Source organism: Actinoplanes sp. GCM10030250 (assembly GCF_042666575.1).
Lineage (GTDB): Bacteria > Actinomycetota > Actinomycetes > Mycobacteriales > Micromonosporaceae > Actinoplanes.
The window spans coordinates 173,913-191,903 of sequence record NZ_JBHTDO010000008.1 but is presented as its reverse complement, the minus strand read 5'-3'; the positions used below and the strand labels follow the sequence as shown (position 1 = coordinate 191,903).

Sequence of the window (17,991 nt, the reverse complement as noted above, 5' to 3'; positions counted from 1 at the left end):
GTTAAGGGAACCCGACCGGCCGAGGCCGGCCGGGCTCACCGTCAGGGACGGCCGTCGGTGCCGCACTTGATGATCGGGCGGATGCAGTCGTTCACCCGGCGCGCCAGCTCGTCCACCGGCCAGGCGTTGAAGAAGTCGCCATGCATCGTGAAACCGCGCCCGGACGCCAGCCGCAAGCGGGCCGGGTCACCGGAGACCGGGTACCGCATGACCTGGCGCAGCTTCGGCACCACCACCGGGTGGGTGGGCGGGCAGGCGTTGTTCACCGGGTACGCCATGTGGCTCTTGTGGTCCGCCGAATCGAGGTTGCGCCCGTCCCAGCAGTGCGGGAAGTCGAGGTACGACTCCAGCATCGTCCCGGCCGGACAGTTGACGAAGTCCGGCGACGACCCGACGTGCCCGGCGTGCAGGCAGGACCAGCGGGAGATGGTGTTGTCGGCCGGCCCGGTCGCCTTGGCGTTGCCGGCGACGATCCGCAGCCCCAGCGGGAACGGCTGGGTCTGTGCGATCAGGTCGTCGCGGACGCCCTCGCCCAGGTAGTAGAAGATGCCGGTGACCGGCTCGACCGGGACGTCGTTCTGGTACAGGGTCGGGATCCAGTACGACGACTTGTCGATCGACGGGTTGCAGTTGCTGTTCGCGTTGAGCAGCGTGTCCACGGTGCTGCTCGCGTTCGTCACCGTGCTGCCGAAGAAGCTGTGCATGTGCGAGGCGCCCGGCAGGTTCGGGAAGATGATCGGGTCGTCGGGCAGCCGGTGGCTGAACGGGCAGTCGGCGAGGAACTCGGCCACGCGTACCGCGCCGGGCGGGATGGTCGGCGTGCCGCCACCGCCGCCGCCGGAGCCGAAGACCTGGAACTCGGTGAGCGAGACACCCCACTGGGTCGACCGCGCCGTCGTCTCCAGCCGGACGTAACGCCCGGTCCCGCTCACGGTGAGCGTCTGCTTCCCGCCGGTGCCGGAGGTGGTGCTGTAGAGGCTGGTCCAGCTGGAGCCGTTCGCGGAGATCCGGACGCTGAAGGCCCGGGCGTAGGCCGACTCCCAGTCGAGGACCACCGAGCTGACCGTGGCGCTCGCGCCGAGGTCGACCTGGAGCCACTGTGGGTCACTGAACGCGCTGGACCAGCGGGTTCCGTTGTTGCCGTCGACGGCGTTGGAGGCGGGGAAGGCGGCCGACTCGGTGGACGACGCGGTCGCCGCCTTGCCCTGGGAGATCAGGCCGTCGGCGGCGCTGGCCTGGTTGGCCACGGCGAGGACGTAGGTGGTCAGTACGGCGGCCACGACGCCGGTCAGCAGGGAACGTTTTCGCACGGTGGATGAGCCTTTCCGTCCGGGGATGGGGAACGGGAGCGAGCGTGAAAGCGCTCTCTCGGCACGAGAGTGAACCCCGCTCATTACCGCTGTCAATGACTGGTCAACGCCGGGGAAGCGCTTCCCCAGCACATTCGCCCTGGTCAATCCGGCCCTCGGCGGGGACAGCGGCGCGAGGTTCCGGAACCTGGAGCGGTCGGCAAGGCGACGAAAGCCGGGCTCATCCGCCGGGCGGCGGGACAATCGGGAAACCTGGGAGGGGTACGCGGTGACCGAGCCCGAGCAACCGCAGAGCCCCACCGGCCGGATGCTCACCACCGGCGACATGGCCGTGCTGCTGGGCGTTCTGGCGCTGGTGCTCTTCGTCCCGGCCACGGCGCTCGCCGCCGCGGTCCAGCCCGTGCCGCCCCACTCCGGTCTAGTGGCTCAGCCCCGGCCCGCGAACGCGTCGGCAGCGGTGCTGCGGCCGCTGCCCGACGGCCGGCCGGGCGGCATCGGGATCGGGATCCTGGAGCCGGTCGCCGCGGCGGCCCTCGGGACGGCCGGCGCCCGTGACCTGCTGACCCTGCTCAAGAACGAGTCGCACCTGCAGGACGCGACGCCGCGGGACAACGACGGCAAGGGCATCTATCCGTACCGATATGTGGCGATCACCCGCCTGCTGGACCGCGCGCCCGGTGCCGGTCGCACCGAGGAGGCCGCCCGCCTGGGCGCGGGGCTGATGTCCGTGGCCGGGCAACCGGCCGGTTCGCGTTTTGATTCCGTACGCTCGAACGCCGCGGCCGCCTCCTTCGCCGTCCTGGAGCGGGCCCGCGGCACCGGCGGATGCACCGCCCAGCTCAACCTGCTCCTGCTCGTCGCCGCCGACATGCTCCCCCGCGACCGGGTGGTCCGCGACGAAGCCGGCCGCGCCGAGCGGGCGTGCCCCGGCGACCCGACTCCCCTCTGGCTCTACGGGCAATACCTCTCCCAGCGCGCCGCCCGGGTCATCGAGTTCGACGTGGGCGACCCGATCCCGGCCGACGCCACCGAGCAGTCCGAGGCCGTGTTCGCCCGCCTCGCCGAACAGTTCCCCGGCTCCGTACCCGCGCTCACCGGCGTCGCCGACGGTCACCTGCGCGCCGGTCTGCGCCTGACCCGCAGCCGTCCGTTCACCGCGCGGCACCACCTGCGTACCGCCGCCGAGCACTATCTGGCCGCCCGCGACGTCGACCCCGGATCAGCCGTGCCCGGCCTGATCGCCGCCCTGACCGCGCTCGGCGAACCGGACCGCGCCGCCGCCCTCGCCGGTGAGGCCGCGGCCACCGCCCGCAGGCCGGGTCCCCTGCTGGAGCTGCTGACCACCGCGCAGGAGGCCGGCCACCATTTCGACCGGGCCGAGGCGACCGGCCGGGAGCTCGCCGCCCGCGGCGCCGCCGCCTACCCCACCGGCGACCTGCTGTTCCCCCAGCCGGGGAACATGGAGGAGACGCTGGACCAGGACCCGTCCGGTCCGCTGTCCGCGGGCGCCGTCACCCACGTGCCGTTCACCGTGGATCTGCAGGTGATCCCCGGCGGTGCCGGCGGCGCTGTCGACGACACCTCGTTCGTCCCGGCCTACCGCAGCGGCGGCGGCCTCGTCGGCCCCGACCCGGACTGCCCCGACCTCGGCTGGCGTCGCGACGCGCTGCTGGCCGGCCACAACGAGGCCGCGGCGGCCGGCCTGCCGGATCCCGGCGGGTGGCAGTTCTCGGCGGCCCGGCCCGGCGGGGCCTGCCGGCTGCGCGCCGACGTCCTGCACGACGTGATCCACCTCGAGACCGGGCGGCCGGTGGAGCCGAGCCGGCGGGAGTGGGTCGGCGACGAGTGGCAGAACGTGTTCCGGTGGGCGGGAGATCTCCCCCGCGCCGAGAAGGCGGCCCGCGCCTGGGTGAACGGCGGTGACCCGGCGGCGTCCCTGCCGATGCTCCGCCTCGCCGAGGTGCTCTTCCTCCAAGGGCGTCACGAGGAGGCAGCCGGCGCGTTCGCGGCAGCGGCCCGGCGCACCCGCGCCGAGCAGTGGGACAACGACCTGGGCGTCGACCAGGCGCGGCTCGGCCAGGGTGCGGCGCTGTTGCGGACCTCGCGGGCGGCGGAGGGCCGGGCGCTGTTGCTCGACATCGCGGAGAGCTCCGAGCGGGGCACCGCCTATCAGCGGCAGGAGGGGAAACCGGGCTGGGCGACCGGGGAGGTCGCGCGCGGGTTCGCCGTGGTCGCGTATCACGCGCGGGCGCAGATCGCCGACGCGGATCGCGAGGCCGGCGCGCTCCGGGCCGCGGCCGAGAACTACGCGGCCGCCCGGGAGTTGCTGCCCCACCTCGACGTACAGGACCCCGCGAGCCTGCGGGCGGACCGCCTCGATGCCAACCAGGCGCTCGCCGAACTCGGTCTCGGCGACTTCACCGCCGCCGCCGGCACCGCGGCCCGCGCGCTGAGCGCCGACCCGCGGAATCCGGCCTTCCTGATGACCGCCGGGTTCGCCGCCGACCGCGCCGGCCTCTACCGCACCGCCGCCCGGTACGACACCGACGCCCTCGCCGCCGACCCGGGCGCCTATCCGGCGGCGAACGACCTCGGTGTCGCGTACGCCCGCCTGGGCCGCCACGACGAGGCGATCGACGCGTTGCGGCGCGCCGTCGGCGCCCGCCGTGACTACGCCCTGGGCTGGTTCAACCTCGGCGTGGTGCACGCCGAGCGCGGCCCGCTGCACTTCCTGGCCGCCCAAGGCGCCCTCGCCCGCGCGTTCGATCTGGACGAGTCGCTGCGCGACGCCCCGCGCGAGCCCACCACGGACATCCGGACCTACAAGACCGGCATCGACCTCTCCAAACCGGTGCCACCCCGGTGGAGCCTGGCCGGTCTCCCGCCGGGATCACCCGCACCGGCGACCGGCCTGCTCGCGGTCCTGGTCCTCGGGCTCACTCTGGCCCGGGCGGCCGGCGCGGGTGCGCAGAGCTCCGCGCAGCAGTGGCTGGAGAACCTGGTGGATCACGTGGACCGCCTGCTCCCGCTGAACAGGCTCCGCCATCCGGCGTGGGCCCTCGCCGCCACGGTCCTGGTCTTCGTGGTCTCGGCGCTGCTGCGCTCCCGCGACTCGGTGACCGAGACGATGGTGCTCGCCCTCGGCGTGTCGTTGCTGGCCACTGTGGTCCTGCGCGCGCGGGCCCTCGCCGCCCGCCGCGCCGGCGCCGTCGCCGAGCAGCAGAGCTGGGGCCCCGGTCTCGCGTTCGGCGCGGTCACCGCGGCGTTCGCCCCCTGGGCACCGCTACCGGTGACCCGGCCCGCTTCCGCCGCGCCCCGGGTGCACACGGCCGCGCCGATCACGGTCGGCCTGATCGGCTTGCTCCTCTTCCTCGAGACCGCCGCCTTCGGCGTCCCGGTGATCCGCGCCCTGGCCACCGCTGCCCTGGTCATGGTCGCCTCGGTGCTCGTGCCGGTCACGCCGTTGGACGGCGCCCAGCTCAGCAAGGCCGGCCTGGTCGCGGGGGCGGGCGTTCTCGGCGCCGCGGTCCTGATGGGCCTCGCCCTGGCCTGAGACGAACCCTGGCCTGAGACGAACCCTGGCCTGGGATGCAACGGCGCCCCGGCTCTCGAAAGAGCCGGGGCGCCGCGGACCACGAGGTCAGCTGCGGTAGACACCGAACTCGTAGAGGGAATAGCCGTACGTGGTGGCGCGGGCGGAGGCGTTGACCCGCACGTACCGGCCGGAGCCCGAGACGTTCAGGGCGTCGAAGCCGCCGTTGCCGGTCGTGGTCGAGTGGATCGTGGTCCAGTTCGAGCCGTCGTTCGAGGTCTGGACGGCGTACGTCTTCGCGTACGCCGCCTCCCACGCCAGCTGCACGTGGTTGAAGCTCTGCACCGAGCCCAGATCCACCTGGATCCAGGCGGTGTCGGTCCACTCGCTGGCCCACCGTGTGCCGTAGTCACCGTCGACCGCGTAGGCCGGCAGCTGCGGCCCGTTCGTGCCGGTCGGCTGGTACGTCGACGCGGTGACGGTCCTGCCGCGGGCCAGGTTCGTGCCCGGTACGGTCGGCGGAACGACGCGGAACGAGCGCTGTTCGATGCCGACGTTGCCGTGGCCGTCGTAGGCGTACACATAGATTTTCCACACGCCGAGAGCCTCCGGCGCCCGTACGGTGAACTGCCCGTTCCCGGTCTGGCTGAAAGCCAGATGGCTCAGCCCCCGATTGCCGGTGATGTGCTTGTCGCCGGCCATCAGGTTGTAGCGGATCAGATCGCCCTGCGGGTCGGACGCGGTCGCGTTCACCGTGAAGGTGCCGCCCGCCGGCACCGCCGTCTGCGACCCGACGGTCATCGCGGTGATCTCCGGCGGGGTGTTGGGTGCGGCCTGGCCGGTGTACGCCTGGCGCATCGCGTGATACCCCAGCCTCCGCCAGCCGCCCGTGGTGGTGTTCAGCCACACACCGCCGAAGTCGTTCTCCAAGCCGTAGTGGAACTCGGTGGCGCCGAGCGCGACGCCCGGATGCCCCTTGATCGCGTTCCAGCTGTACGTGTACCCGGCCTTCTTCTGCAGGTCGGACGGCTCGTTCGGCACCCCGTTGACGTCGTTGGGCACCTCCCACTCCCCCGCCGGACCACCCTCGGTGAGGATGTACGGCTTGGTGTAACCGCCGGCCAGCCAGTCCCGTTTCACGGTGTCGATCGCACCGTACGAGTTGACGGCGAGCAGGTCGAGCGCCGGGGCGTGCGGCTTGTAGTACGTCCAGGCGTGGGTGTACGCGTCGGTCGAGGTGACCGGGTGGTTCGGATCGGCGGCGTGGATGGCCACCGCCACCTCGTTGACGAACTTGGCGTACGCGACGCGCCGCGCCTCGACCACGTCGGCGGACAGGCCGTAGTTCTGCATCTCCAGGATGACCTCGTTGCCGACGTCCCAGAGCAGCACTCCCGAGCGGCCCTTGAGCTCGTTCACCTTCGCGACGATCTCGGCCTTCACCGCGGTCTTGTACGCCGTGTCGTTCACGTAGTCGGTGCCGTGGTTGAGCCAGAGCCCGACGATCACCTTGACGCCGTGCCGGGCCGCGGTGTCGAGGAGCATCGGTGTGGCCGCGTCCGGGCCCCAGATGCGGATCGTGTTGACGCCCATGGTGCGCAGGTCCCGCATGTAGCCGTCGGCGGCGGCCTGCGGAGGACCGTACGTCATGCCCTTGATCTCCCAAGGGGTGCCGTTGACGGTGAGTTGCCAGTTGCCCTGCGTACCGGTGACCTTGACGATGCTCGGCCCGGCAGGGATCGGCGGGTCGGTCATCGCCGGTGCGGTGGTGCCGGCCGACCGCGCGACGGTGACCGAGTCGATGCTCAGCACCCCGCCCGAGGTGGTGTCCGCGGTGGGCGTGGTGAAGCCGGCGATCGCGTTCGGCAGCGAGCCACCGACGGCCAGGTCGAAGCGGAGGAAGAAGCCGTGGTGCACGGCCGCCTCCCACGCGGCGACACCCACCTGCGACTCACGAACGACCCAGGTCTGCCGCCCGTCGAGGTAGAAACGGATCTCCTCGTCGGTCTTGGTCCGGTCGATGACCTGCGTGTACTCGTGGTAGCCGGTCTGGCAGCCGGTGCAGGAGGCGAGGCCGGAGGACCGGCCGTCGTACTCGTTGCACGGCCCGCCCGGCGCGGTGCCGCAGTGCAGTGTCTGTGAGAGCTGGCTGCGCCCGTTGACGCCGGTCATGATGTCGGTCTCGCCGACGCCGGGCCAGTTGGTGTAGTTGCCGCGGTAGGCGGCGCCGGTGGCACGAAAGCCCGGCCAGTAACCGAGGCCGTTCGCCACGTCCGGCTGCTTGAGCACCGCGGTGAACTTGAGCTGCTCACCCCGCTGCGGTGTGAAGTCGGTGCGCTGCGTCTCGATCCGGCCGGAGGTCCACTTGCCGGCGCCGTCACGGATCGCCTTGAGGTTCAGCTTCCCGGCGCCGTCGAGGGAGACGTTGGCGGTGGAGTTGCTGGCCGTCTCGACCGAGCCGGTGCCCCAGTTGGCCGCGCCGCCGGGATATTGCGTACCGGTGCGCAGCAGCCAGTTCGCTCCGCTCGGCGAGGTGTTCGCCGCGCCGTCGAAGGTGTCGGTCCAGATCGTGGTGAAGTTCCCGGGCACGTCGGGCGTCGGTTCCGTGGTGCCGGAGGAGCCGTAGACCTTGAACTCCCACAGCGAGTAGCCGTAACCCGAGGATCGGGCCGTCCCGTACAGCCGCACATAGCGCCCGGTGCCCGAGACGGTGAGCGTCTCGGTGCCTCCGGCACCATTGCTGGTGGAGTGGACGCTGGTCCAGGCGTTGCCGTCGGGCGAGACCTGGATCTGGTACGCCTTTGCGAACGCACCCTCCCACTGCAGGACCACCTGGCTGATCGTGGCGGTGGCACCCAGGTCGACGCGGATCCACTGGGGATCGGCGAACTGGCTCGACCAGCGGGTGCCCGCGTTGCCGTCGAACGCCTTGTCCGCGGTCACGTCGTTGCCCTCGATCGATGAGGCGAGGGCGGGCTTCCCCTGGGACAGCAGCGTGTCGGCGGCGCTGGCGGCCGTCGTGACGGACATGGCGGTGAGGCCGAGAAGCACAGCCAGGACCACCGCGGTAACGGTGGGCCCACGTTTCTTGTTCATGATCACGCCCTTGTTCCGGGGACTATGGAAAGCGCTCTCCAAGCGACGCCGATTGTTACGCGCATGTTGCCGCCCGTCAATACCGAGGATTGACACGACCGGATCACCGGCCGGAGACTGCGCCTGTGAATGCGAATCCCCGGCTCCTAATCGCATGCGCGGTCACCGCCACCCTGCTCGTTTCCGCCGGGTGCGGCACGCCGCCGGCCCCCACGGCACCGAGCCGGCCGCCCACCACGTCGTCCGCCGCCTTCAGCGGCACCGACCGCCCGTGGATCGAGATCAACATCGCGATGGCCGAGGAGCTGCTCCCGCTGCTCGACCTGGTGCCGGCCAACAGCGCGGACCCCGGCCTTCAGCAGGTTGCCGCCCAGGTCAGGGCCCTCACCGAGCAGGAACTGGCCACGCTGCGGATGCTGCACGGCGAGGCCGGCCTGCCCTCGGCGAACCCGCACAAGGGCATGCCGATGCCCGGCATGGTGACCCCGGAGAAGGTCGCCGAGGCGGCCGGCCTGCGCGGCGCGCGCTTCGACACGCTGCTCCGCGACTGCCTCCGGGAGCACCTCGAGCAGGGCACCCGGCTGGCCACCGGCGAGCGGAGTTCCGGAACCGAGGCCCGCACCGTCGCGCTCGCCGAAAGCATTCTGGCGAGCCGCGAACCGGCGCTGGAAAAGCTCGGAAAACAATGACGAAAAAGTGTTATCGGAAGGCCCGGATGCCGTCGGCACCCGGGCCTTCCGTCAATTACGGCAGTTCATAGTTCTCGTTCAGGGCCGCACCCCGCTCCGGCTTGTACAGGTCGAAGCCGCGCGGGTTGCACTGCAGCCCGCCGTTGATGCAGTGCCGCACCAGGGCCGCCAGGGTCGGCGGGTCCCAGACGTTGTAGACGTCGTAGTGGAACGAGTAACCCCGCCCGCTGGAGAACCGCACCTGCGACATGTCACCGCTGACCGGCCAGGCCATCTTGAACTCGATCATCGGCACGGCCACCGGGTGCGAGGCCGGGCAGACACCGTTCACCGGGTACGACATGTGGCTCTTGTGGTCCGGCGTGTCCAGGTGCAGGCCGTTCCAGCAGCTCGGCGCCTGGTAGCGGGCGTTCAGCTGGGTGCCCGCCGGGCAGTTCGCCGGGATGTCCCAGTTGAACGAGCTGTTACCGCACTCGAAGCCCTCGACCGCACCCGGCGCGTACCGGAACTCGTCGAGGGTGGCGTTCGGGCTGCCGACGACGTAGCGCAGGCCGGGCGGGAACGGCCGGACACTGCGGTAGTCGATGACGCCGCTCTTGTAGTAGATCACCTGCGGGCCGTCCGGCTGCACGGCCGTGTTGCCGTTGAGCAGCGTCGGCATCCAGTACCCGGTCTTGTCACCGGGCGTGATGCACGACGTGCCACCGGCCTGGAGGCTGCTCAGCGTCGAGTTGGCGTTCGTGGTGCGGTTGCCCATGAACGTGTGCGAGTGCGAGGCGCCCGGCAGGTTCGGGAAGACGATCGGGTCGTCGTTCAGGTTCGACCGGCTCACCGAGCAGTTCGCCTGGAACTCGCGGTGTGTGACCGGCGGGTTCTGGGCGGGCGGGGTCTGCGTGGACGGGACCACGCCGGTGACCTGCGGGTTCGCGTTGACATAGCCGGCGCCCCCGGTGGGCTGGGGTGTGGCCGTCGAGGTGCCGTAGACCTGGAACTCGTAGAGGGAGTATCCGTAGCCGGTGCCGCGCTGGGTGCCGTACATCCGGACGTAGCGCCCGGAGCCGTTGACGGTCAGGGTCTGCTTGCCGCCGGCGGCGCTGGTGGTGCTGTAGATCGTGGTCCAGGCGGTGCCGTCGGGCGAGGTCTGGATCTGGAAGGCTTTGGCGTACGCGGCCTCCCACTCGAGGACGACCCGATTGACGGTGGCCGTGGCACCGAGGTCGACGCGGAGCCACTGGGGATCGGCCCACTGGCTGCCCCAGCGGGTGTCGGAGCGGCCGTCGAAGGCCGCGATGGCGGGTGACTCGCCGTTTTCCAGCGACGAGGCCAGGGCGGGGCGGCCCTGGGAGAGCAGGGTGTCCGCCGCGCTGGCGGACTGGACGCCGGCCAGCAACAACGCACCGGCGAGCACGGTGGCGCCCACTGGCGCCAGGATCCGTCTGAGCTGTGTCTTCCGCACCAGGTCTCCAAGGGGATGAGGACGGTTCTACGGTTGGAGAGCGCTTTCCCATCGTGGTTCTCATCTGTTACGTACGTCAATGATTTGGGGTTCCGGAACGCTCGGGGCCATTGCGGAACCGGCCCGGCGCGCCCTGACCGCTGCCTGATGCACCCACGCCGCTGCTCTGCGCGCCGCATGGTCGCCCGCGCCGGGACCGACGGAGAGCGCTTTCCGTGCTATAACATCGGGCATGCAGAGCCACCGGCTGCCCACGCTCGAAGACGTGGCCCGCGTGGCGGGTGTCTCCCGGGCGACCGTGTCGCGCGTGGTCAACGGCATCCGCAACGTCGATCCCCAGTTGCACGAGCTGGTCTGGAGCGCCGTCGACCAGACGGGTTACGTGCCGAACAGGCTCGCCCGCTCCCTGGTCACCCGCCGCTCCGGCACCGTGGCGCTGGTCGTCTCCGACTCCGAGACCCACAACGACGACCCGTTCATGAGCCGGTTCTTCGCCGACCCCTATTTCGGCCGGGTCGTGGGCGGCCTGATGAGCGTGCTGCGCCCCGCCGGCGTCCAGCTGGCCCTGCAGATGGTCGGCACCGACGGCCACAAACGCCTGGTCGGCGACCTCCGCAACGGCCAGGCCGACGGCGCTGTGGTCCTCTCGCTGCCCGCACACGACGCCCTGCCCGGCCTGCTGGCCGAGGCGCGCATCCCCGCCGTCCTGATCGGCCGCCCACCCGAACCGGTCCCGATCAGCTATGTCGACCTGGCCAACGAGACCGGCGCCGCCCTCGCCGCCGAACTCCTCGTCGCCCGTGGCTGCCGCCAGATCGGCATGATCTCCGGCCCGCCCGACGTCCCCGCCAGCGCCGACCGCGTCGCCGGCTTCCGCCGCGCCATGGCCCGGCACGGCCACGCCTGGGTGCCCCTCACCACCGGCAACTTCACCCAGGACAGCGGCGAGCTGGCGATGAAGGAACTTCTCGCCGAGCAGCCCCGCCTCGACGGCGTCTTCGTCGCCAACGACCTGATGGCCCTCGGCGCCCTCCTGGTCCTGCGCGACGCCGACCGCCACGTCCCGGACGACGTCGCCGTCATCGGCTTCGACGACAGCAGCGCCGCCGTGGCCGCCCGGCCGGCCCTGACCACGGTCCGGCATCCGCTGGAGGACATGGCCGCCGAGGCGGCCCGCATGCTGCTGGCCCGCGTCGACGACCCGGACGCCCGCATCACCTCAGTGATCTACGAACCGACCCTGGTGACCCGCCAGACGGCCTGATGCCCTCGGTCACCCACGTCCGCTATCTGATCATCGCCCAGACGATCTTGCCGTCCCCGGTCGGTAGTGCGCCCCACGCGCTTGCCGTCGCATGAACGATGCGCAGACCCTGCTGCAGTCGCGCCGGCGACATACTCAGGCTGCCGGAGACGGCGGCGCTGAGCCGGGGCATCGTCGAATTCCCGTCCTGCACCGCGATGTGCAGGCCACCGCCACGGTGGTGGACCCGGACCCTGACCCTGCTGCCGGCGTGTTCGACGGCGTTGACCACGAGTTCGGAGATGACCAGCCGCCCACGATCCAGAAGCGCCGGCGTGCCCCAGGCGGCGCACGCCTCGGCCACGAGGGCGCGCGCCAGCGGTGGGGCTTTGAAGTCCGGAGTCAGGTCCAGCTGTAGCCGGTCCTGCGAGGGTGAGCTCTCCGCCGCCGCCGCGCGGGCCTGATCGAGGCTGGGAAACGCCCGGAGATGCCTGCTCGCGCCCGTACGGTCCAGCCGGATCCGGAGCGCGGTGTCCGCGGGGACGCAGGCCATGACCTGGACCGCCGGATCCATCGAGCGTCCCTTCACCGCGGCCGTCACCCAGGTCGGCACGCTGGCGGCGTGCCGGTCGGCCAAGTCGGTGAGGTCGAGGATGAGAGTGCGGGGAACCTGACTCAGACCCTTTCGCACTGCGGTTGTCGTGTCCCGGTGCAGCTCGCGGTCCCAGGCGCCGTGCACCGACAACGCCAGCACCGAGCTCTCGACGTCCAGGGCGACGCTGACACGTTCTCGCAGGTCTCCGGACGCGCCGGGTGCCGGGCGCGCGGACGGCCGCGCCACCTTCCGCTCCACCGTCCGGGTGCGCTGTACCTCGTCAGCCTGTTCCCGGAAGCCGAGTTGCCGCAGGTAGGCGACGAGAGCATCCGCCGCTGCCGCAGCCTCGTCGCCCTGGGCCCGCGCGAGCCGCTCGCGCAGGCCGCCGATCCGCTGCGCCGCCATCAGGTGGGCGCCCGACGTCCGCCGTCGTAGCTCGCGGGCACCCGGTGCCCCCAGCGACGAGCGTTCGAGCAGCGCCTCGAAACCATCCAGAGCCTCGTCAGGATCACTCATCGGACGCACCTCCCCGCCGCCGGGATCGCTCCTTCGCCCGCCACCGGTGCAGGACGCCCTCGACCGCCCGCACCGAGGTCTCCGCGAGCAACTCGACGATCTCCTCCTGGCTGTAGCCGTCGATCGTCAGCGCCACCACTGCCCGGGTCCGCACACCGGCCCGGCCGAGATTCTCGAGGACCTGCTGGTTGCCCATCGTTATCAGGCACGGGTCGTTCCCCGGGTCGTGCCGCGACGCGGTGAGCCGAGGGTCCCCCTCGTCCTGCAGGCGCCACTTCCTCCGCTGCGCACGCAGTTTCCGCAGTTCGTTCGGGAACACGTAGAGGCAGGTCCCCATGAAGTACGTGGACAGGCTCGCACCTCCTTCGAACCGCCAGCCCCGCCCGACCAGCGCCTGCTCGCGGAACCGCGGGAGCGCCAGCGCCACCGTCATGATCGCGAGTTCGTCACGGACATCGCTGTCGTGATGCAACTCCTCCAGCTCGGCCGCGGAAGGGTTCAGCGCGAATCCGCGGGCCGCGGTGAGCTGGAAGATGAAGCCGGAGTGCATCCATCCCCGGAGCACCGAGATGGCGTAGGCCGCCAGCTCCTCCTCGAACCGCAGGTAGGAAGGGCCGGCGAAGTTGCGGGAGGCGAGTTCGGCGAGCAGCAGCCGGTCACCCTCTCGCCGCTGCAGGTCCTCCTGCTGCCGTCGTGTCTCGTCGACCAGCTCCGGCTTGATGGTGGCCAGCACATCGCGCCACGGGATCGGCTTGCCGAGTTCGTCCCCGGGCTTGCCGCCGGGTTGTACCGCGGACGTGTGCGCCGAGCCCGCGTGCCGTGCGCCCGCCGTGCCGCCGCCAACCATCACGGTTACCCTTCCCGCCTTTCTGCCTCCTCGGATCACCCGTGGTAGGTGTGGCCGCCCGGTGCACCCCACGGTTCCGCCGAGGTTTTCCCGCCGAGGGTGACCCATCAGCCGGATCCGGCGGCGGACATGGGGTCCGGGTCGTCGGCGCACCTAGGAGCGGCAACCGTTCACGATCGACCGATTGAGGTAGACCATGACTCCGTCTTCGCCGGGCCCGCTGCTGACCGTGCGCGCTGCCGTCGTCCTGCTGCTGGCACTCGTCATCGGCATCCTCGCGGGCGCTCTGTCCTACCTGGCCGACAGGTCGGTTCCCTCCGCGGCGTTATGGGGCGGCGGGGCGGCGGGAGCCGCGCTGATGACGTTCCACACGATCATCGCCACGAAATGACCTCACCCCTGCTGGATCTCGACGCCGGACAGGTACAGCCGGGCGCGGGACCAGATCGCGTCGCGATCGGGCTGCGGGTCGGTCCAGGTGGTGGCCCGGACGTTCCCACGGTCGCGGTAGCGCCGCATGATCCGGACGTGGTCGGGGCGGGCGACGAACTGGTACATCGCCGTCTCGCCGCTCCAGACCGACACGGAACCGCACCGGCCCTGCCCGGGAGCGGTCCACAGCCACATGCCCACCGCGCCTTCCAGCAGCGGCCAGTCGCGGCGGAGTTGGAGACCCGCCTGATAGATGCGGGGCAGGTCGCGCCGCCGATCGGCGCGGAAGTCGGTAACGCTGATCAGCACCGGGCCGCCGGTCACGGCGGGTCCGGGAATCCATCGGGTGCGCAGCATTGCTCGCCTCATTTCCTGTACGAACGATCGTGCGTAAAATGCACCGTAGCACGGTCGCTACTATTGACCGAACGTTCGTACGGAAGGATCCACATCAATGGCGGGACGGCCACGGGACGACCGGGCGCGGCAGGCGATCCTGCGACGGGCCGCGGACATCGCCTCCCAGGACGGGCTGGAGGGCCTGTCGATCGGACGGCTGGCCGCTGACCTGGGCGTGAGCAAGAGCGGCCTGTTCGGCTACTTCGGCTCGAAGGAGGAGCTGCAACTCGCCACGATCCGCACCGCGGCGGCCGTCTACCTCGACGAGGTCGTCCGCCCCGCGCTGACCGTGCAGCCGGGCCTGGAGCGGGTCCGCCGGCTCTGCGACAGCTGGCTGGTGTATTCGCAGCGGCGCGTCTTCCCCGGCGGTTGCTTCTTCTTCTCGGTCACGGCCGAGTTCGACGCCCGGCCGGGCCGGGTGCGCGACGCCGTCGCCGCCGCCAGCCTCGAGTGGCGCGGCCTGGTCGCCCGCACCATCGAGGACGCCCGCCAGCTCGGCGAGCTGGCCGGCGACACCGACGCCGACCAGCTCGCCTTCGAGCTGATCGCCTTCCTGGAGACGGCGAACGCCACGTCGCTGCTACATGACGACGCCGGGCCGTACGAGCGGGGACGGACCGCTATCCGCACCCGCCTGACAGCCGCGGGCCCGCCCGGATGACCGTCACCTTCACCCAGGACAGCAGCGAACTCGCCCTGAAGGAGTTGCTCGCCCCTCAGCGCCAGCCGGCCGGCTCAGCTGGCACTGAGCGGCGCCTTTCGCGCTCCAAACCACCCCCCACGCCCAGCCGGCCGGCTCGGCTGGCACCGAGCGGCCCTTTTCGCGCTCCAACCCACCCCCCACGCCCAGCCGGCCGGCTCGGCTGGCACTGAGCGGCCCTTTTCGCGCTCCAACCCACCCCTCACGCCCAGCCGGCCGGCTCGGCTGGCGCCCAGCGCTGTCTCGCGCGCCGCGAGGCAGCACCGGGAGCCAGCCGCGTCGCCTCCCGCACGGGTGTCAGTCGGTAGGCACCTCCACCTGCTCCACCAGCAGCTCCTGGCGCGCCGACGGGCGCCCCACCGCGGCCTGGGCCGCCCGCACCGTGACCAGCTCCGCGAACAGATCGTCAGCCGTGACACGGCGCGATGCCCCGGTCCGCTCCACCGCCCGCGCCGCGGCCGCGACGATCACGTTGACCAGATCGCCGCCGGCGAGCCCGGTGGAGGCGGCGGCCAGAACGTCCGCGTCGACGTCGTCGGCCCGGGGCAGCTCGTCGGGCAGCAGCGTGGCCCACAGACGGGCGAGCGTCTCGCGGTCGGGCAGGTCGAAGTGGACGTGGGCGAGGATCCGCCGGACGAACGCGGAGTCGTAGTTCGCGGCGAAGTTGGTGGTGAACACCACGACGCCGGTGAACGCGTCCAGCTGGTTCAGCATCACCGAGCGGGTGAGGTTGACCGAGTGGTCCGCGCTCTGGGTCACGCTGCTGAGCCGGCTGCCCAGGATCGAGTCCGCCTCGTTGAAGACCAGGACGGCGCCGGCCTTCTCGGCGGCCTCGAAGCACCGCACGATGTTCTTCGGGGTGTCGCCGACGTACCGGGATTCGATCTCCGCGTAGTTGACGTCGATGAAGCCCTTGCCGAGGTGCGCCGCCAGCGCCTCGGCGGCCATCGTCTTGCCGGTGCCGGGCGGGCCGTACAGGTTGAGGGCGACACCCGCCCGGTGCGGATCGATCCGCCTCAGGTTCCACTGCTGGAACAGCACGTCGTGGTACTGGACCTGGCGCAGGGCGTTGCGCAGTCGCTCCCCGACCGGGCCCGGCACGATCAGGTCGGCGAGGGTCCGGACCGGTCGGCGCACCGGGAACTCCGGAGCGGCGACCGGCGGGCGCTGCGCCGGCGCGGGCGACGGCGCGGACGGGAGTGCGGGCGCGGGCGGGACCGCGGGCATGGTGCGACGGGCCTGCTCGGCCGCTGCCGGGGCCTCCGGGATGTAGCTCCAGCTGTTGGGCACGTTGTGATTCCTGCCGTTTCGGGAGTTCATTCGACGAAAAGTTCCAGGACATCGCAGTGGTACGAATCGCGCAGGCGCAGTTCTTCGAGCACCCGCGGGTCCTCGATCTGGTTCAGGTCGTAGTCCTGCGCCAGCGGGGCCGTGACGATCGAGCCCTGACGCGTACGGAAGGTCAGCCGGGCGGCCACCCGCGCGGCGGTTCGGTCGAGGCGCAACCAGGCGGAGGCCAGGTCGGATCCTTCGAGGTTGCGGGCGCGAAGCCACTCGAAGCCCCGCCGGGCGATGTCCGGCCAGAACTTCACGACGACCACGGCCGCCGTCGCCGCTGAGACGACGGCCGCGACCGCCCAGACCGCGAGGAAGATCATCGGACTACCGCATCGGCCAGGCTCCACTTCCGGAACACCTCGGAGCGCCCGGAGCGGAGCATCTCCTCGCGTACGTCGGCCGGTGTCTCCAGCCAGGCGAGCGAGAACTCGGCGGTGGCCCGCTCGCCCCTGCGCGGGTAGTCGCAGATCACCGACGCGGCGATCGCCTCTCCGGAGCGCGGGCCACCGGCCAGCTTCACGTCGACCACGCCGATCTCCTCGGTGATCCGGGCACGCAGGCTCTCGTCGTCCGTACCGGACTCGGTGACCGCGCGCCGGATCGCCTCTTCGTCTGCCTCGAACCGCTCGGCCCAGTCCGCCGCGAACGCGTCCAGGATGAGTTCCGACAGTTCGCCCGTCGCGTCCGGACGCCGGCCCAGCCGTCCCGCGACCGCCACCACGACAGCCGTCGCCATCGCGAGCACCGCGACCGTACCCAAAAAGATCTTCAACATCGGTGCGCTCCTAGTCCTCATTGGTCAGTACCTGCGCGTCGCGCAGCTCGGTCAGGTCCACCTGGTGCGAGGTCTTGCCACGTTTGAGGATCTCGGCGCGGACCGCATCCGGCAGGTCGTGGTACGGGACGGACTGCTCGCTCGTGATCTTGGTGGTGCGCCGGCTCTCGTCCGGCCCGATCAGCCACGAGACGAGCCGGACCAGCCAGCTGCCGTCCGGCTGCTGCGCATATTCGACGAACTGCTTCAGCAGCACCCGGCGGACCTCCTGCCAGGCCTTCTTCGCCGCCCGCCGGACGCCGACCACCGCCTTGTCGATGCCGACGTAGGCGTTGCGCAGGTAGGGCACCAGCGACGGCAGGTGGTCCTCGAACCAGGGAGTGATGACCTTCTCGGCCCAGCCGAGCACCTGCTCCCAGAAGACGATCACCGCGGCGCTCGCCACGAAGAAGGCGGCGTACAGCAGCGGAAGGAAAAACGGCATCATGCTCTCCTCGGATAGATCTGGTAGGTGGCTTCCTCGATGCCGCGCCGGATGGCCCGTTCGCGGGCGTCCTCGGGCACGTCGTCCCGGGAGATCTCGTCGCGCACCTCGCGAGACCGCGCCCCGGTCTCGTCGGCGCCGTAATAGAGCTGCACAGTGCGGGTGACCGGTCCCGACTTCGGCAGCGTGTAGTGGACGGTGACCCGCAACAGCCAGGCGCGTACCGCCTCGACGACCGCCGGGTCGGCCTTGGCCGGCGTCGCCGCGGAGACGTCGTTCGCAGGGTCGCCGCACAGCTCCAGGACCGCGCCGGCCACCGCGGGCTCGGGCAGTGCCAGGTCGGCCGCGACCGAGGCGGCGACGATGGCGTAGACCGCGTGCTCCTCGTCGGACTCGTCGTCGTCGAGGTGCGCCCGGACCTTGTCGATGGCCTCGACGGCCACCAGCAGACCCGCCCGGATCAGGGCGGAACGGCCCGGCCGGCCCGTTCCCGCCGGGCTCGCCAGTAACTTCCTGAGCTGATCCTGAGCCGACCGCAGGCCGGCATCCATCAACTGATCACTCATCTGTCCTCCTGTT

16 protein-coding genes are annotated in these 17,991 nt (G+C 71.3%); 5 read left to right on the top strand and 11 right to left on the bottom strand.

The features are described from left to right. Positions 1-41: 41 nt before the first annotated feature. The gene (locus ACFQV6_RS13975; protein ID WP_378027871.1) at positions 42-1,310 is read right to left on the bottom strand and encodes a DUF1996 domain-containing protein; all 1,269 of its coding nucleotides are present in this window, start codon (positions 1,308-1,310) and stop codon (positions 42-44) included. A 268-nt stretch (positions 1,311-1,578) separates the two neighbouring features. Between ACFQV6_RS13975 and ACFQV6_RS13970 the strand changes: the two genes are divergently transcribed. Next, complete coding sequence (locus ACFQV6_RS13970; RefSeq protein ID WP_378027870.1) at positions 1,579-4,863, top strand: hypothetical protein; 3,285 nt, start codon at positions 1,579-1,581, stop codon at positions 4,861-4,863. An 87-nt stretch (positions 4,864-4,950) separates the two neighbouring features. On the opposite strand, the gene ACFQV6_RS13965 is transcribed toward ACFQV6_RS13970, so the two are convergent. Then, entirely contained in the window at positions 4,951-7,938 is a 2,988-nt protein-coding gene (locus ACFQV6_RS13965) for a discoidin domain-containing protein (RefSeq protein WP_378027869.1), read from the bottom strand. A 125-nt stretch (positions 7,939-8,063) separates the two neighbouring features. On the opposite strand from ACFQV6_RS13965, the gene ACFQV6_RS13960 reads away from it, so the two are divergent. Then, positions 8,064-8,627, top strand: coding sequence for a DUF305 domain-containing protein (locus ACFQV6_RS13960; protein WP_378027868.1), 564 nt, complete (start codon positions 8,064-8,066; stop codon positions 8,625-8,627). 55 nt (positions 8,628-8,682) lie between these two features. On the opposite strand, the gene ACFQV6_RS13955 is transcribed toward ACFQV6_RS13960, so the two are convergent. After that, positions 8,683-10,083, bottom strand: a complete 1,401-nt coding sequence (locus ACFQV6_RS13955) for a DUF1996 domain-containing protein (protein WP_378027867.1) — start codon at positions 10,081-10,083, stop codon at positions 8,683-8,685. 232 nt (positions 10,084-10,315) lie between these two features. Here ACFQV6_RS13955 and ACFQV6_RS13950 point away from each other — a divergent pair, with 232 nt between their 5' ends. Next, entirely contained in the window at positions 10,316-11,347 is a 1,032-nt protein-coding gene (locus ACFQV6_RS13950; RefSeq protein WP_378027866.1) for a LacI family DNA-binding transcriptional regulator, read from the top strand. Between the two features lie 22 nt (positions 11,348-11,369). Here ACFQV6_RS13950 and ACFQV6_RS13945 read toward each other — a convergent pair whose 3' ends face one another. Together ACFQV6_RS13945 and ACFQV6_RS13940 are read right to left on the bottom strand one after the other, a co-directional pair. Continuing rightward, positions 11,370-12,437, bottom strand: a complete 1,068-nt coding sequence (locus tag ACFQV6_RS13945; protein ID WP_378027865.1) for an ATP-binding protein — start codon at positions 12,435-12,437, stop codon at positions 11,370-11,372. Next, on the bottom strand, positions 12,430-13,287 hold the full coding sequence (locus ACFQV6_RS13940; protein WP_378027864.1) for an RNA polymerase sigma factor: 858 nt from the start codon (positions 13,285-13,287) through the stop codon (positions 12,430-12,432). The genes ACFQV6_RS13945 and ACFQV6_RS13940 overlap by 8 nt, the downstream gene beginning before the upstream one ends. A gap of 193 nt (positions 13,288-13,480) precedes the next feature. Here ACFQV6_RS13940 and ACFQV6_RS13935 point away from each other — a divergent pair, with 193 nt between their 5' ends. Further along, positions 13,481-13,675 carry a hypothetical protein gene (locus tag ACFQV6_RS13935; RefSeq protein WP_378027863.1) on the top strand — a complete coding sequence of 65 codons (195 nt, stop codon included), beginning with the start codon at positions 13,481-13,483 and terminating at the stop codon, positions 13,673-13,675. A gap of 2 nt (positions 13,676-13,677) precedes the next feature. On the opposite strand, the gene ACFQV6_RS13930 is transcribed toward ACFQV6_RS13935, so the two are convergent. Next, complete coding sequence (locus tag ACFQV6_RS13930) at positions 13,678-14,073, bottom strand: hypothetical protein (protein ID WP_378027862.1); 396 nt, start codon at positions 14,071-14,073, stop codon at positions 13,678-13,680. 97 nt (positions 14,074-14,170) lie between these two features. Here ACFQV6_RS13930 and ACFQV6_RS13925 point away from each other — a divergent pair, with 97 nt between their 5' ends. After that, on the top strand, positions 14,171-14,776 hold the full coding sequence (locus ACFQV6_RS13925; protein WP_378027861.1) for a TetR/AcrR family transcriptional regulator: 606 nt from the start codon (positions 14,171-14,173) through the stop codon (positions 14,774-14,776). Positions 14,777-15,112: 336 nt separating this feature from the next. On the opposite strand, the gene ACFQV6_RS13920 is transcribed toward ACFQV6_RS13925, so the two are convergent. Genes ACFQV6_RS13920 through ACFQV6_RS13900 form a run of 5 tightly spaced genes read right to left on the bottom strand, consistent with a single transcriptional unit; the run spans position 15,113 to position 17,978 of the window. After that, the gene (locus ACFQV6_RS13920) at positions 15,113-16,105 is read right to left on the bottom strand and encodes an ATP-binding protein (RefSeq protein ID WP_378027860.1); all 993 of its coding nucleotides are present in this window, start codon (positions 16,103-16,105) and stop codon (positions 15,113-15,115) included. 26 nt (positions 16,106-16,131) lie between these two features. Next, on the bottom strand, positions 16,132-16,473 hold the full coding sequence (locus ACFQV6_RS13915) for a hypothetical protein (RefSeq protein WP_378027859.1): 342 nt from the start codon (positions 16,471-16,473) through the stop codon (positions 16,132-16,134). Next, positions 16,470-16,928, bottom strand: a complete 459-nt coding sequence (locus ACFQV6_RS13910) for a hypothetical protein (protein WP_378027858.1) — start codon at positions 16,926-16,928, stop codon at positions 16,470-16,472. The genes ACFQV6_RS13915 and ACFQV6_RS13910 overlap by 4 nt, the downstream gene beginning before the upstream one ends. A 10-nt stretch (positions 16,929-16,938) precedes the next feature. Beyond that, positions 16,939-17,412, bottom strand: coding sequence for a hypothetical protein (locus ACFQV6_RS13905; protein WP_378027857.1), 474 nt, complete (start codon positions 17,410-17,412; stop codon positions 16,939-16,941). After that, positions 17,412-17,978: a hypothetical protein gene (locus ACFQV6_RS13900; protein ID WP_378027856.1), complete on the bottom strand. Its 567-nt coding sequence runs from the start codon at positions 17,976-17,978 to the stop codon at positions 17,412-17,414. Before ACFQV6_RS13900 ends, ACFQV6_RS13905 begins: the two co-directional genes overlap by 1 nt. Positions 17,979-17,991: the final 13 nt, after the last annotated feature.